Source organism: Arthrobacter sp. GW460-12-1-14-TSB2 (assembly GCF_059423525.1).
The window spans coordinates 302,942-317,139 of sequence record NZ_JBWKYC010000003.1 but is presented as its reverse complement, the minus strand read 5'-3'; the positions used below and the strand labels follow the sequence as shown (position 1 = coordinate 317,139).

At 65.9% G+C, this 14,198-nt stretch carries 12 protein-coding genes; 10 read left to right on the top strand and 2 right to left on the bottom strand.

Annotated elements, in window-relative coordinates:
- Positions 1–41: 41 nt before the first annotated feature.
- Together gabT and AC07YR_RS07155 are read left to right on the top strand one after the other, a co-directional pair.
- Positions 42–1,412, top strand: a complete 1,371-nt coding sequence (gabT, locus tag AC07YR_RS07160) for a 4-aminobutyrate--2-oxoglutarate transaminase (protein ID WP_494733537.1) — start codon at positions 42–44, stop codon at positions 1,410–1,412.
- A gap of 198 nt (positions 1,413–1,610) precedes the next feature.
- Entirely contained in the window at positions 1,611–2,480 is an 870-nt protein-coding gene (locus tag AC07YR_RS07155) for a universal stress protein (RefSeq protein ID WP_494733536.1), read from the top strand.
- A gap of 67 nt (positions 2,481–2,547) precedes the next feature.
- Here AC07YR_RS07155 and rarD read toward each other — a convergent pair whose 3' ends face one another.
- Positions 2,548–3,570, bottom strand: a complete 1,023-nt coding sequence (rarD, locus tag AC07YR_RS07150) for an EamA family transporter RarD (protein ID WP_436058319.1) — start codon at positions 3,568–3,570, stop codon at positions 2,548–2,550.
- Positions 3,571–3,738: 168 nt separating this feature from the next.
- Between rarD and AC07YR_RS07145 the strand changes: the two genes are divergently transcribed.
- The 8 genes from AC07YR_RS07145 to AC07YR_RS07110 all read left to right on the top strand — a co-directional run bounded on the left by AC07YR_RS07145 (position 3,739) and on the right by AC07YR_RS07110 (position 13,437).
- The gene (locus AC07YR_RS07145) at positions 3,739–4,749 is read left to right on the top strand and encodes a DNA topoisomerase IB (RefSeq protein ID WP_494733535.1); all 1,011 of its coding nucleotides are present in this window, start codon (positions 3,739–3,741) and stop codon (positions 4,747–4,749) included.
- Positions 4,750–4,817: 68 nt separating this feature from the next.
- Positions 4,818–6,272 carry an FAD-dependent oxidoreductase gene (locus AC07YR_RS07140; RefSeq protein WP_494733534.1) on the top strand — a complete coding sequence of 485 codons (1,455 nt, stop codon included), beginning with the start codon at positions 4,818–4,820 and terminating at the stop codon, positions 6,270–6,272.
- Between the two features lie 121 nt (positions 6,273–6,393).
- Positions 6,394–7,797 carry a helix-turn-helix domain-containing protein gene (locus tag AC07YR_RS07135; protein WP_494733533.1) on the top strand — a complete coding sequence of 468 codons (1,404 nt, stop codon included), beginning with the start codon at positions 6,394–6,396 and terminating at the stop codon, positions 7,795–7,797.
- A gap of 123 nt (positions 7,798–7,920) precedes the next feature.
- The gene (exaC, locus tag AC07YR_RS07130; RefSeq protein WP_055799718.1) at positions 7,921–9,444 is read left to right on the top strand and encodes an acetaldehyde dehydrogenase ExaC; all 1,524 of its coding nucleotides are present in this window, start codon (positions 7,921–7,923) and stop codon (positions 9,442–9,444) included.
- A 136-nt stretch (positions 9,445–9,580) separates the two neighbouring features.
- Positions 9,581–10,603: an alcohol dehydrogenase AdhP gene (adhP, locus tag AC07YR_RS07125; protein ID WP_436058316.1), complete on the top strand. Its 1,023-nt coding sequence runs from the start codon at positions 9,581–9,583 to the stop codon at positions 10,601–10,603.
- Positions 10,603–11,010, top strand: a complete 408-nt coding sequence (locus tag AC07YR_RS07120; RefSeq protein WP_436058315.1) for a DUF779 domain-containing protein — start codon at positions 10,603–10,605, stop codon at positions 11,008–11,010. Before adhP ends, AC07YR_RS07120 begins: the two co-directional genes overlap by 1 nt.
- 188 nt (positions 11,011–11,198) lie before the next feature.
- Positions 11,199–12,767 carry an amino acid permease gene (locus AC07YR_RS07115; RefSeq protein WP_055799712.1) on the top strand — a complete coding sequence of 523 codons (1,569 nt, stop codon included), beginning with the start codon at positions 11,199–11,201 and terminating at the stop codon, positions 12,765–12,767.
- 64 nt (positions 12,768–12,831) lie between these two features.
- Entirely contained in the window at positions 12,832–13,437 is a 606-nt protein-coding gene (locus AC07YR_RS07110; protein ID WP_055799710.1) for a TetR/AcrR family transcriptional regulator, read from the top strand.
- A 15-nt stretch (positions 13,438–13,452) separates the two neighbouring features.
- On the opposite strand, the gene AC07YR_RS07105 is transcribed toward AC07YR_RS07110, so the two are convergent.
- Complete coding sequence (locus AC07YR_RS07105; protein ID WP_055799707.1) at positions 13,453–14,088, bottom strand: DUF2461 domain-containing protein; 636 nt, start codon at positions 14,086–14,088, stop codon at positions 13,453–13,455.
- Positions 14,089–14,198 lie beyond the last annotated feature (110 nt).

Below are 14,198 nucleotides of genomic sequence, written 5' to 3'. Positions count from 1 at the left end.
GACGCTTCACTCACTCCACGATTTTCCAGAAAGGCATTCCCATGACTGCAACCGCCCATGACATCACCTTCCGTCTCGAGCAGAAACGCCGCGTCCAGGCCGACTTCCCGGGCCCCAAGTCCATCGCGCTGACCGAACGCCGCAAGGCTGTCGTGGCAGCCGGCGTCGCCTCCAGCGTCCCCGTCTACGTCGCGGATGCCGACGGCGGGATCATCCACGACGTCGACGGCAACTCCTTCATCGACCTTGGTTCCGGCATCGCCGTGACCAGCGTCGGCGCGTCCGATCCCGCCGTCGTCGGCGCCGTGAAGGAAGCCGTGGAGCACTTCACCCACACCTGCTTCATGGTCACCCCGTACGAAGGCTACGTGGCCGTCGCCGAGCAGCTGAACCGTCTCACCCCCGGCGACCACGAAAAGCGCACGGTACTGTTCAACTCCGGTGCCGAAGCCGTGGAAAACGCCGTCAAGGTGGCCCGCCTGGCCACCGGCCGTGACGCCGTCGTCGCCTTTGACCACGCCTACCACGGCCGCACCAACCTGACCATGGCCCTGACCGCCAAGGCCATGCCGTACAAGACCAACTTCGGCCCGTTCGCGCCCGAGGTCTACCGCATGCCCATGAGCTACCCGTTCCGCGAGGAAAACCCCTCAATCACCGGTGCAGAGGCTGCCAAGCGCGCCATCACCATGATTGAGAAGCAGATCGGCGGCGAGTCCGTAGCTGCGATCATCATCGAACCGATCCAGGGCGAGGGCGGCTTCATCGTCCCGGCCGACGGCTTCCTGCCGGCACTGGCCGCCTGGGCCAAGGAAAAGGGCATCGTCTTCATTGCCGACGAGGTCCAGTCCGGCTTCTGCCGCACGGGTGAATGGTTCGCCGTCAACCACGAAGGTGTAGTCCCGGACATCATCACCATGGCCAAGGGCATCGCCGGCGGCATGCCGCTCTCCGCGATCACCGGCCGGGCAGACCTGCTCGACGCCGTCCACCCGGGCGGCCTCGGCGGCACCTACGGCGGCAACCCGGTTGCCTGCGCCGCTGCCCTCGCGTCCATCGGCTCCATGGAGGAATACGACCTCAACGGCCGCGCCAAGCACATCGAGGAACTGGCCACCGGCCGCCTCCGCGAACTGCAGGCCGAGCTTGCCGCTTCGGAGAAATCCGTGATCGGCGACATCCGCGGACGCGGCGCCATGCTGGCCATCGAGCTCGTGCAGGCCGGCTCCAAGGAACCGAATCCGGAGCTGACCAAGGCCGTTGCAGCTGCGTGCCTGAAGGAAGGCGTCATCATCCTCACCTGCGGTACGTACGGCAACGTCATCCGGCTGCTGCCGCCGCTGGTCATCGGCGACGAGCTGCTGCTGGACGGCCTCGAGGTGCTGGCCGCCGCCATCAAGGCGCACGCCTAACCACCCTCATTACAACCGGAGAGCCGCGGACAGACCGTCCGCGCCTCTCCGTGTTTTCCGCTGGAGAATGTCCCCCCTGATTGGTGCCCGTGTGGGCTAGAGTCAGCAGTACCACTGCAGGAACGCAGACCGGCCGACGTCGCCCGGGAACCCCGAGCGAGGCTGGATTCTGCCCCAGACCCAAAGAGGGGTTCACCCATGCGATACGTAGTCGGCTACACACCAAACGAGCGCGGGGCGGATGCCGTTGCCCTGGCCACCGCATTGGCCCGGGCGCAGGGCGCGCAGCTGGATCTGGTCTTTGTGGTGGACAAAGGGCTGCATGTTGCCCAGGACGTAGCGAGCGGCCATGTCCTCGCCAACGAGAAGGCAGTGCAGGACGCGCAGCGCGAAGGGCTCAGCCTCGTCCCCGACGACGTCCCCGTGGAGTTCCATGCGCGCCACGCGGACTCGTTCGCCGCGGGACTGATCGAGGCCGCCGTTGACAATGACGCCGCACTTATTGTGGTTGGGGCGGCGAGCAACGGACTGTTCAAACGCCACACCGTGGGCAGCGTGGCCAACGGCCTCCTGCATGCATCGCCCGTGCCCGTCGCGCTGGCTCCGCGCGGCTACCGCCGGACCGAGGCGATCAACCGGCTGACCCTCGCCGTCGGCCAGCGCGCGGGCGCGGAAGCGGCGATCGACGTCGCCATCGGGGCGGCGGGACGCCGGAGCGTGCCGCTGCGGATGGTTTCCCTGGTGGAACTCGACGCCGAAGGCGACCCGGGCGAAGTGGTCAACGCGGCGCACATCCACGCGAACACCGTGCTCACCGAAGCGTCGCGCCGTCTTCCTGACGGGCACAAAGTCACGGTGGAAGTTGCCCACGGCCGCACCATCGAGGAATGCATCGATGACCTCGAATGGGATGACGGCGAGATTCTGATTGTGGGTTCCTCGCGCCTGGCCGAGAAGAACAAGCTGTTCATTGGAAGCACGGCCAACAAGGTGCTCCGCGCGCTGCCGGTGCCCATGGTGGTCATCCCGCGCGAGTACGAGCGGGTGGACACCGCCATGGCGCCCTGACCCACTAGAGCGCGAACGGGCAGAGCGCCAACGGGCAGATAATGCCCCAAAAGCGGAAATCAGGGCATTATCTGCCCGTTCGCGCTTCCCGCAGCGCACGCTTCCGGGCCACGGAGTTCCGGCGCGTCGCGGCCAGCATGTCCACGGTCAGCACCAGCAGAGCCAGCCACACCACGCCGAAGCCGATCCAGCGGTCCAGGGTCATGGCTTCCTTGAACACCACCAGGGCAACGATGAACTGGAGCACGGGCGCGAAGTACTGCAGCAGCCCGATGGTGGTCATGGGCAGGCGGCGGGCAGAGGCTCCGAAGAACAGCAGCGGCACGGCCGTGATCACGCCCGAGGAAACCAGGAGCCAGAAGTGCGCGGAGCCCTGGGTTCCGAGGGTGTTGGTGCCGCTGACGGCGAGGAAGATCATCGTGGCGGCCGCCAGGGGAGTGAGCACCACGGTCTCCATCGTCAGGCTGGTGATGGCGTCCGCCTTGGGGCCGATCCGCTTCTTTACGAAGCCGTAGAGCCCGAAGCTCACCGCCAGCGTCAGCGCGATCCACGGGAGTTTGCCGTACGAAATCGTCAGGACCACCACGGCGATGAACCCGATCCCGACGGCGGCCCACTGGAGCGGACGCAGCTTTTCCTTGAGTACGAACACGCCCAGCAGGACGGAGACGAGGGGGTTGATGAAGTAGCCCAGGGACGCCTCCACGGCCTGGCCGGTGGTCACACCGTACGTGTAGGTCAGCCAGTTGACGGCGATGAGGGCCGCGGCGATGGACAAGGTGCCGAAGATGGCCCGGTCACGGAACGCAGCCGCCAGGACGCCCCAGGAACGGGTGACCGTCACCAGCAGCGTGCAGAACACCAGCGACCACACCACCCGGTTGGCCACGATTTCCACCGCACCTGCGGGCTGCAGCACGAAGAAGTAAAGGGGCAGCAGCCCCCAGAGTCCATATGCGCCGATCCCGAAGAGGACACCCGCCGTCGTGTCCTTGTCCACGGCCTTAAGCGCGGCTCCGGGGCGTGCCGGCTGTCCGCCGGAAGCGCTGTTGGACGCGGCAGCGGAAACAGGGCTGCCCGGTGCGGTCATAGCAATAGGGGTGGCGGTTCCGTCGGGTGTAGGCACACGATCAATAACACCACCTCCGCCGGCGGTATTCCGCCAACACAATGCCGATACTGCGAGAACGGTACCCCAGGGGCTTGCGGTACTCAGTAGGCTTACCAATATGAACGCGCATTCTGAGCGGGCGCTCCGGTGAGGCTCCGCCACAGCAACGCCTCGGGCAGGGGCTACCGGCGGCTGGCCGCAGGCACCGGCTTCACCTACCGCGACCTGGACGGTTCCACGCTGCCCCCGGGGCCTGTCCGGGAGCGGCTGGAGAGCATCGGCATCCCGCCGGCGTGGACCGATGTGTGGATTGCGCCCTACGACAACGGCCACATCCAGGCCACCGGACTGGACGCGGTGGGCCGCCGCCAGTACATCTACCACCCGGCCTGGCGTGAAAAGAAGGACCGGCTCAAGTTCGACCGGGCCCTTCAGCTCGCCGAATCCCTGCCAGGGGCACGCAGGCTGGTCACCATGGACCTCCGCAACGAGGGATTCTCCCGCGAACGCGTCCTGGCGGGTGCCTTCAGGATGCTGGACAGCGGATCGCTGCGGGTCGGATCCGAGCGGTACACCAACGAGAACGGCAGCCACGGCCTGGCCACCCTGCTGTGCGCGCACGTGAAAGTGAAGCAGGAGACCCTCCAGCTCAGCTTCCCCGCCAAGAGCGGCAAGACCTGGGACTCGGAGATCGACGACGCCGACCTCGCCGCCCTGGTCCGTTCGCTCAAGCGCCGCGGTGGTAACGCCAGGCTCCTGGCGTACAAGAACGGGCGCAGCTGGCATCCGGTGGGCAGCGCTGACATCAATGAATACGTGAAGGAACGCACCGGCGCGGACTTCACCGCCAAGGATTTCCGCACCCTTCGAGGCACGGTGGCGGCGGCGGTCAGTCTCGCCCGGTCCGGGCCGCAGGCGACGGTGGTGGCGAAGAAGCGGGCCATCAGCCTGGCGATGCAGGACGCCGCGGCGGTGCTCGGGAACACGCCGTCGATCGCCCGTAAAAGCTATGTGGATCCGCGCCTGCTGGATCATTTTTCCGCGGGGGAGACCATCGACCCGCGCCGGACGGGCTCGGCCGAATCCGAACTGCGCGCCCTGCTGTACCAGGAGGGCGACGTCGTATCCCTCAATAACTCCCCGGGGAAAGCGGGCTGACCACTTAGAATGGGGGAATTGTGCGCTAAGTGACCTGGCGCAGTCTCTCAGTTCTGGAAGGGCTCCCGGTGTCCAATTCGGCCGAAACCACCCCCAAACGTCCGCTCCGCGTCGCGATCGTCGGCGCCGGACCGGCAGGCGTCTACGCTGCGGACATCCTGACCAAGTCCAATGAGGTCAAGGACGGCGACTTTGAAGTCAGCATCGACCTCTTCGAGGCCTACCCTGCACCGTACGGCCTGATCCGCTACGGCGTGGCTCCGGACCACCCGCGCATCAAGGGCATCGTCAACGCGCTCCACAAGGTGCTGGACCGGGGCGACATCCGCTTCCTCGGCAACGTGACGTATGGCCGCGACCTGAAACTCCATGATTTCCGCGCTTTTTACGACGCCGTGATTTTCTCCACCGGCGCCATCAAGGACGCGGACCTGAACATTCCCGGCGTCGAGCTCGAGGGCTCCTACGGGGGCGCCGACTTCGTCTCCTGGTACGACGGCCACCCCGACGTGTCCCGTGACTGGCCGCTGGACGCAAAGGAAATCGCGGTCATCGGCAACGGCAACGTGGCCCTGGACGTGGCCCGCATGCTGGTGAAGCACGCCGACGAGCTGCTGTCCACGGAAATCCCGGACAACGTCTACCGGACGCTGAAAAACTCCCCGGTCACGGACGTCCACGTCTTCGGCCGCCGCGGCCCCGCCCAGGTGAAGTTCACCCCGCTGGAGCTGCGCGAACTGAGCCACGCCAAGGACGTTGACATCGTGCTGTACCCCGAGGACTTTGAGTTCGACGAAGCCTCCGAGGAAGCCATCCGCACCAACAACCAGACCAAGACCATGGTGAACACCATGACCAACTGGCTGGTTGAAGAGCACGCCGAAGCCGAAGTGCCCTCCTCCCGCCGGCTCCACCTGCACTTCCTGCACAGCCCGGTCGAGATCTACGACGCCGCGGGTAGCGCCGCGGGCAACGGCAAGGTTGCGGGGATCAAGTTTGAGCGGATGCAGCTGGACGGCACAGGCAACGTCAAGGGCACCGGAGAGTACATCGACTACCCCGTCCAGGCTGTCTACCGGGCCATCGGCTATCACGGATCGCCGCTGGACGAACTGGAATACGACGCCAAAGCAGGCGTGATCCCCAACGAGGGCGGCCGCGTCCTGGACGCTGCCGGCAACCCCGTCCCGGGGATCTACGCCACCGGCTGGATCAAGCGCGGTCCCGTCGGCCTCATCGGGCACACCAAGGGCGATGCCCTGGAGACCATCGGCTGCCTGCTCGAGGACCGGCTGACCCTGCCGCCGGCGCAGAACCCGGATCCGCACGCCATCATCGCCCTCCTTGAGGAGCGCGGGGTGGAGTACACCACCTGGGAAGGCTGGAACAGGCTCGACGCCCACGAAGCAGCCCTCGGGAAGGCGTGGACGGAAGCGGAGGCGGAGACCGGCGTCGTGCGTGAACGGGTGAAGGTTGTGCCGCGCGAGGAAATGATCCGCATCTCCCGCAGCGCTGAGGACTGACCCGCTCCGGTGGACCAACGGACCGGTGGCGGCGGCGCCGGGCGGGAACTAGACTGGCCGGACCAAGCCACTTCGGCATGCCGTCACGCCTGGCACACTGTTGTGCCGGCAGGGGAGTCCAATGAGGAAAACAATGCAGCCGGCCGTCCCTGGCAGCGCGGACAGCGTTGACGCTGCGGCACTGCTCCAGCGGCATGCCCTCGCGGGTCACGAACTGCTGGCCGGACCCGGCCCGCTCGGTGCCGGCAGCTCCGGTCAGGCCAATAACGTTCGCGTGCCCGGACTGCGAAGCCTCGTGGAGGAATCCTGGCAGCGATCAGTCCAGTTCCGCGCGAATCCGGACAACCCCGAAGCGCCGCTGGCCATGGACCAGGAAGAGCTCGAGGAATACCGCCGGCAGCATCCCCTGGCCACCATCATGCCCGTCATCCATAAGCTACTGGTCCTGCCCAGCCACGACAGCGGCCTGCTGGTAGCCGTGGGTGACGAGGTGGGCCGCCTCCTCTGGGTGGAGGGCGACGCCGTGACGCAGCGCCGGGCCGAGGGCATGATGTTCGTGGCCGGCGCCGACTGGTCCGAGGCCAGTGTGGGCACCAGTGCCCCGGGCACAGCCCTGGCCCTGGGCCGCAGCATCCAGATTTCCGGCGCCGAGCACTACAAGCGCTCCGTCCACCCGTGGAGCTGCACGGCCGTGCCGTTCCACGACCCGGACTCCGGCGCCCTCCTGGGGGTCGTGGACATCACCGGCACCGAATCCGCCGTCGCACCGCACACGCTCTCACTGGTGGAAGCCACCGTTGCGGCAGCCCAGGCCCAGTTGCGCGTGGAGCGGCTCCAGCTGGCGGCCGCCCGCCAGGCCGCACCTGCCCGACGGCGGTCCGCGGCTGCCGCGGGGCGCACTGCGTCCGCCGCGGGTACCGGCAGCCTCTACCGCAACAGCCTCCAGATCCTGGGACGGGATCAGGCACTGCTCAGCATTGAGGGCCGCACCGTGGCGCTCTCGGCCCGGCACAGCGAAATCCTGGCACTTCTCAGCGTCCATCCGGACGGTCTCAGCGCGGAGGAACTCTGCACCCTGTTGTACCCGGGCGAGGGCACCTCCATGACGCTCCGCCCCGAGATGGTGCGCCTGCGCAAGGTCCTGCAGCAGCTCAGCCCGGAGGCCGTCCCCGGGTCCCGACCCTATCGGCTGCCGATGGACCTCATGCCGGATTCCGGCCAGGTCCTCAACTGCCTGCAGCGCGGGGCGCACCGCATCGCCCTGGAGATCTACCGCGGCGCCGTGCTGCCCCGCTCGGAAGCGCCGGGCATCGTCGAACTCAGGGACCGCGTATCCTCGCTGCTGCGCGAAGCGGTGCTCACCGACGGCAGCGCTGATGCGCTGCTGAAGTACGCGGAACTGCCGGAAGCAAAGGACGACGTCGGCGTCCGCATCGCCGCACTGAAGCTCCTGCCGCCGCGCTCGCCCAAGCGGGCCGCCCTCGTCGCCGATCTTGAACGGCTGGAAACTGAACTCAGCGCCTGACCTCACAACGTGAGCCGCGTCACTTGGGTTGCAACCTGACTGCAACCTCCCCGCTCCTACGCTGAATGCAACGGCGGCCGCAGTACTGGCCGCTAATCATCTTGCACAGCAAAGGAGCTAGCAATGACTGTCTACGCACAGCCCGGTACCGAAGGTTCGAAGGTCACGTTCAAGGACCGCTACGAGAACTGGATCGGCGGCGAGTGGGTTGCCCCCGTCAAGGGCCAGTACTTCGAAAACATCACCCCGGTCACCGGCAAGGCATTCTGCGAGGTGGCCCGCGGCACGGCCGAGGACATCGAACTGGCACTGGACGCCGCACACAAGATCGCGCCCTCCTGGGGCAAGACCTCCGTCGCCGAGCGCGCAGCCATCCTGAACAAGATCGCGGACCGCATCGACGAGAACCTCGAGATGCTCGCCGTCGCCGAGTCCTGGGACAACGGCAAGCCGATCCGCGAAACCCTCAACGCGGACATTCCGCTGGCCGCCGACCACTTCCGCTACTTCGCCTCCGCCGTCCGGGCCCAGGAAGGCCGGCTGTCACAGCTCGACGACGACACCACCGCCTACCACTACCACGAGCCCCTCGGCGTCGTAGGCCAGATCATCCCGTGGAACTTCCCCATCCTCATGGCCGTCTGGAAGCTCGCCCCGGCACTGGCCGCGGGCAACGCCGTGGTCCTTAAGCCCGCAGAGCAGACGCCCTCCTCGATCCTGGTCCTGATGGAACTCATCGGCGATCTGCTGCCTGCCGGCGTGCTCAACGTGGTCAACGGCTTCGGCGTCGAGGCCGGCAAGCCCCTCGCCTCCAGCCCCCGGATCCGCAAGATCGCCTTCACCGGCGAGACGTCCACTGGCCGGCTGATCAGCCAGTACGCCAGCCAGAACCTGATCCCGGTCACCCTGGAGCTCGGCGGCAAGAGCCCGAACATCTTCTTCAACGACGTTGCCGAGTCCGACGACGCGTTCTATGACAAGGCACAGGAAGGCTTCGCGCTGTTCGCCTTCAACCAGGGCGAAGTCTGCACCTGCCCCTCCCGAGCCCTGGTCCAGGAAGACATCTACGACTCCTTCATGGCCGACGCCGTGGCCCGTGTGGAGAAGATGATTCAAGGCAATCCGCTGGACACCGAAACCCAGGTGGGCGCACAGGCCTCCAACGACCAGCTGGAAAAGATCCTCTCCTACATCGACATCGGCAAGCAGGAAGGTGCCAAGGTGCTCACCGGCGGCGCCCGCGCCCAGCTGGAAGGCGATCTGGCGGGCGGCTATTACGTCCAGCCGACCGTTTTCGAAGGCAACAACAAGATGCGGATTTTCCAGGAGGAGATCTTCGGCCCGGTGGTTTCCGTGACCCGCTTCAGCGATTACAGCGACGCCATGGACATCGCCAACGACACGCTCTACGGCCTGGGCGCCGGTGTCTGGTCCCGCAACGGCAACGTTGCGTACCGTGCCGGCCGCGAAATCCAGGCGGGCCGTGTCTGGGTCAACAACTACCACGCCTACCCGGCCGGCGCCGCGTTCGGCGGATACAAGTCCTCCGGCATCGGACGTGAAAACCACTCCATGATGCTGGACCACTACCAGCAGACCAAGAACCTCCTGGTCAGCTACAACGAAAACAAGCTCGGCTTCTTCTAGGCCGCTCTGAGCCCGGGCGGGGACGGATTGCACGCATCCGTCCCCGCCCGCACCACCTGGCCACCCCTCAGGAAGGCAGCACGACCCTTTACCGCCCCCTCAAAAGCAATGCTTTAACGACGCAAGGATTTCGCCAATGACGACGACAATGCAAGCAGCCGTAGTAACTGAATTCGGCAAGGATCTTCAGATCCAGACCCTCCCCATTCCCACCCCGGGGCGCGGTGAGGCGCTGGTCAAGGTCATCACCACCGGTGTCTGCCACACGGACCTTCACGCAGCCGAGGGCGACTGGCCGGTCAAGCCCTCACCGCCGTTCATCCCCGGCCACGAAGGCGTAGGCGAAGTTGTTGCCTTGGGTGAAGGTGTCACTGATTTGGCTGTCGGAGACCTCGTGGGCAACGCCTGGCTCTGGTCCGCCTGCGGGGACTGCCAGTACTGCCGCACCGGCTGGGAAACGTTGTGTGAAGCGCAGAAGAACGCCGGTTACAGCGTTGACGGCTCGTTCGGGCAGTACATGCTGGTGGACAGCCGCTTTGCCGCCAGGATTCCCGCGGGTTCGGACCCCGTGGAGGTGGCACCGGTGCTCTGCGCCGGGGTCACCGTCTACAAGGGACTGAAAATGACCGAGGCCAAGCCGGGTCAGTGGGTCACCATTTCCGGCATCGGCGGGCTCGGGCACATCGCCGTCCAGTACGCCGTGGCGATGGGTCTGCGGGTCGCCGCCGTGGACATTGCGGACGACAAACTGGCCCTGGCCAAGAAGCACGGCGCGGAACTCACCGTGAACGCGCTGCACGACGATCCCGCCGAAGTCATCCAACGTGAAACCGGAGGTTGCCATGGAGTCCTGGTCACTGCTGTGCACCCGTCAGCATTCGGGCAGGCGATCGGGATGGCGCGCCGTGGCGGAACCATCGTGTTCAACGGGCTGCCGCCGGGCGACTTCCCTGCGCCGATCTTTGAGATCGTGCTCAAGGGCCTGACGGTCCGGGGCTCCATCGTGGGTACCCGGCAGGACCTCGAGGAAGCACTCGAGTTCTACGCAGAGGGCAAGATCCACCCCACCGTGTCCACCCGGGAGCTCTCCGAAGTCAACGCCGTTCTTGACGAGATGAAGCACGCCAAGATCGACGGCCGCGTCGTCATCAAGTACTGATGTCGGAGGCGAGGCTTCATGCCGCAGTGACGCTACCCGGGGAGGACATCTCCCGGGTGGCGCTCACCGCCGAAGCGGTGGAGCTGCTCAGGAAACTCTGGATCCAACACGGGCCTCTGATGTTCCACCAGTCCGGCGGTTGCTGTGACGGATCCTCGCCCATGTGTTATCCGGCCGGGGAGTTCATCACCGCCGGCGCGGACGTCCTCCTGGGGCTGTTCGACATCGCCGACGGCGTGGAGCCGCAGCCCCTTGAGTTCTGGATGTCCAAGGAGCAGTTCAACTACTGGAGCCACACCCACCTGACCGTGGACGTGGTGCCGGGCCGGGGGAGCGGGTTCTCGGTTGAGGCGCCGGAAGGGAAGCGGTTCCTGATCCGGTCAAAGCTGATGGACTGGCCGTCCTGAGCTGCCCTCCCAAACAGCGCCCAACAGGAGCGCGAACGAACAGTTGGGGCCCTTCTCCCGAGGGGCCCCAACTGTTCGTTCGCGCTCTTTGGCGTCTCACTATCTGGGATAAATGTGACCGTCCACTGGATGGACACTACTCTTGATAAGTCTGTTTCCAGCAAGCTATCGAGATTGTGGACTTTCCTATGAACCTTTTCCGGACGAAATCCATCGAGCAGTCGATCGCCGACGCCGATGAACCCGGACGCAAGCTGAAGCGTTCCCTGAGCACGTGGGACCTCATGATCATGGGCGTCGCCGTCGCAGTTGGTGCCGGGATCTTCTCCGTCGGAGCCAAGGCCGCCGCGAACTTCGCCGGCCCCGCCGTGACGGTTTCCTTCGCCATTGCCGCGGTCACCTGTGCGCTGGCCATCATGTGCTACGCCGAGTTTGCCACGGCCATCCCGGTGGCCGGTTCCGCCTACGTCTTCACGTACGCCACCATGGGCGAGCTGCTGGCCTGGCTCATCGGCTGGAACCTCATCCTGGAACTCTTCACCGCCGCGGCCGTGATCGCCAAGTACTGGGGCATCTACCTCAGCAAGGTCTTCGCGCTCATGGGCGTGGACATTCCGCCCGCCATCTCGCTCGGCGGCATCGACCTCTACTGGGGTGCCTTCCTGATCGTGGCAGTCTTCACCGTCCTGCTGGTGCTGGGGACAAAGCTGTCCGCCCGCGTTGGCAACATCTTCACCCTGATCAAGATCGCCGTCGTGCTGTTCGTCATCGTGGTCGGCTTCACCTACGTGAAGGTCGAGAACTACTCGCCGTTCGTTCCGGCCTCCGAACCCACGGCCGCCTCGGGCACCGCCGACGTGCTCAAGCAGTCCTTCTTCGGGTTCCTGACCGGAGCAGTTCCGGCACAGTACGGCACCCTGGGCATCTTCGCCGGCGCGGCGCTCGTCTTCTTCGCCTTCATCGGATTCGACGTCGTGGCAACCTCGGCCGAAGAGGTCAAGAACCCGCAGAAGACCCTGCCGCGCGGCATCTTCGGCGGCCTGGCGATCGTCACTGTCCTCTACATCCTGGTGTCGCTCGCCCTGACCGGCATGGTGTCCTACACGCAGCTGGCCGAGGCCAAGAACCCCACACTGACCACCGCCTTCGAAGCCGTGGGCAACACCGACGCCGCCAAGGTCATCGCGTTCGGCTCCCTCGTGGGCCTCACCACGGTGATCATGGTGCTGCTGATGGGCCTGTCCCGCGTGGTCCTGGCCATGAGCCGCGACGGCCTGCTGCCGCGTTCGCTGTCCAAGACCAGCACCATCCGTGCGACGCCGGTCCGCCTCCAGATCATCTGCGGCGCGGCTGTGGCCGTCGTGGCAGGCCTGACCAACGTGGACCTGCTCGAGGAAATGATCAACATCGGCACGCTGTCCGCCTTTGTGATGGTGAGCCTGGGCATCCTGGTCCTGCGGAAGAAGCGCCCGGACCTGAAGCCGGCTTTCCGCGTGCCGTTCGGCAAGGTCCTCCCGGTAGTGTCCGCACTCCTGTGCCTCTACCTGATGACCAACCTGGCAGTCGAGACGTGGATCTTCTTCGCCATCTGGCTGGTCATCGGCGTGGCGATCTACTTCTCCTACGGCCAGCGGCACTCCCGGCTGAATGAGAAGTTCGCGGAAGCCAAGGCTGCCGTCAACGGCGCTCCGAAGGCCGCTCCGAACGCCGCCCCGAAGGCAACGCCGGAGGACGAGGACGCGCTCACGCGTAACTGATCTCACGCCCGTCCTGCGGACTCCCGCGGAATTCGCTCTGGCCATGACTCCATAAGATGGAGTCATGGCCAGAGCTGTTAAACCCGAGCGCAAGGCGGAGCTGCTGTCCGCCATCCAGGACTACCTGATGGACAAGACCCTGGCCGAGCTCACGTTCCGGAGCCTCGCAGAGGGCCTGGGCATCAGCTCCTACGTTCTGGTCTACCACTTCGGCAACCGGGAACAGCTGGTCAACGAGATCATCCGCTCCATCGAATCCCGGCTGGACAGCATGCGCACCACGGACGTGCGCGACATTGACAGGGACGCCTGGCGGTCTTTCCTGATGGAATCCTGGCAGTGGACCATGGCCCAGCGGAACCGCCACCTGGCCAGGCTGGAATTTGAGGCCACCGCGCAGGACGTCGTGGCGGCCTCGCCCCGCGGAACAGCGCAGGACCACTTCCGCATGCTTCACGACAAAGCGCGCGACTGGCTGGTGGTGCAGGGCATCCGCCCCGAGTACGCGGACACTGACGCCCGACTCTTCACGTCCACCTTCTACGGCCTGCAGTTCGACTTTGTGGTGATGAACCAGCCCGAGGAAGCAACAAAGGCCTTCGAACTGATGGTGGCCGTCTTCTTCTCGAACCTTGAGCACCGCCTGGCCACCGACGGCCAGCACTTCTGAGCTTTAAGCGCGGGCCTAGGGTGCTGCGTGGCGGCCCATCCATTCAACGAGGGGCCGCAGTTCGTCCCAGAGCCGGCCAATTTCCTCAGCGGCTGCAGGCGTGGACAGCCAGTCCGGTTCACCCAGCACCCGGCCGGCGGAGAGCGACTTGTATTTGAGGAGCTCCGCCCGGGGATGTTCACGCGGGAAGCCCCGCGGCACGGTCTTGAGCCGTTCCCCTTCGACAGTAAAGCCGGCCTCGGCGACCCTACGGACGATCTGCTCCAAGGATTCGCCCGTTCCGGTCGCGTCCACCGAATTCCGGAAGCGGGCAAGCTGGGCCGGTGAGCTCGAATGGCAGCCGCCGCCCACCAGGAGGCCGTCGGCGCTGATCTGCACGTAGTAGCCCACGCCTTCCTGGAAGGACGCGAGGGCCCCCTGGGCCGTCTTGTACGGGGACTTGTCCGGCGAGAACCGGACATCCCGGTTGGGGCGGAAGATCTTCGCGGGCCCGAACCTCGGCTCCAGTTCGGCCAGCAGGGCAGTCAGCGGTTCCCGGACGAGCGTTTCGTAGCCGGGCTTGTGCTCCAGCCACCACTCCCGGTTGTTGTTCTGCTCAAGTTCGGCATAAAAGCCGAAGGCAGCGGCGGGGATACCGGCGAATGTGTTCATGTAGGGAGCCTAGGGCGGCGTCGCCGGCCGGGCCAGTGGCCGGGGGCCCGTATGTGGAAAACGGCTTGTGGAAAACAGCGGGTAAGAGCCAAACGGCGGGGAAGAGCCGC

What these genes read in the sequence shown, in the direction of transcription:
- gabT (WP_494733537.1), top strand. Translation starts at nt 42, where the DNA reads ATGACTGCAACCGCCCATGACATCACCTTCCGTCTCGAGCAGAAACGC.
- AC07YR_RS07155 (WP_494733536.1), top strand. Translation starts at nt 1,611, where the DNA reads ATGCGATACGTAGTCGGCTACACACCAAACGAGCGCGGGGCGGATGCC.
- rarD (WP_436058319.1), bottom strand. Translation starts at nt 3,570, where the DNA reads ATGACCGCACCGGGCAGCCCTGTTTCCGCTGCCGCGTCCAACAGCGCT.
- AC07YR_RS07135 (WP_494733533.1), top strand. Translation starts at nt 6,394, where the DNA reads ATGAGGAAAACAATGCAGCCGGCCGTCCCTGGCAGCGCGGACAGCGTT.
- exaC (WP_055799718.1), top strand. Translation starts at nt 7,921, where the DNA reads ATGACTGTCTACGCACAGCCCGGTACCGAAGGTTCGAAGGTCACGTTC.
- adhP (WP_436058316.1), top strand. Translation starts at nt 9,581, where the DNA reads ATGACGACGACAATGCAAGCAGCCGTAGTAACTGAATTCGGCAAGGAT.
- AC07YR_RS07120 (WP_436058315.1), top strand. Translation starts at nt 10,603, where the DNA reads ATGTCGGAGGCGAGGCTTCATGCCGCAGTGACGCTACCCGGGGAGGAC.
- AC07YR_RS07115 (WP_055799712.1), top strand. Translation starts at nt 11,199, where the DNA reads ATGAACCTTTTCCGGACGAAATCCATCGAGCAGTCGATCGCCGACGCC.
- AC07YR_RS07110 (WP_055799710.1), top strand. Translation starts at nt 12,832, where the DNA reads ATGGCCAGAGCTGTTAAACCCGAGCGCAAGGCGGAGCTGCTGTCCGCC.
- AC07YR_RS07105 (WP_055799707.1), bottom strand. Translation starts at nt 14,088, where the DNA reads ATGAACACATTCGCCGGTATCCCCGCCGCTGCCTTCGGCTTTTATGCC.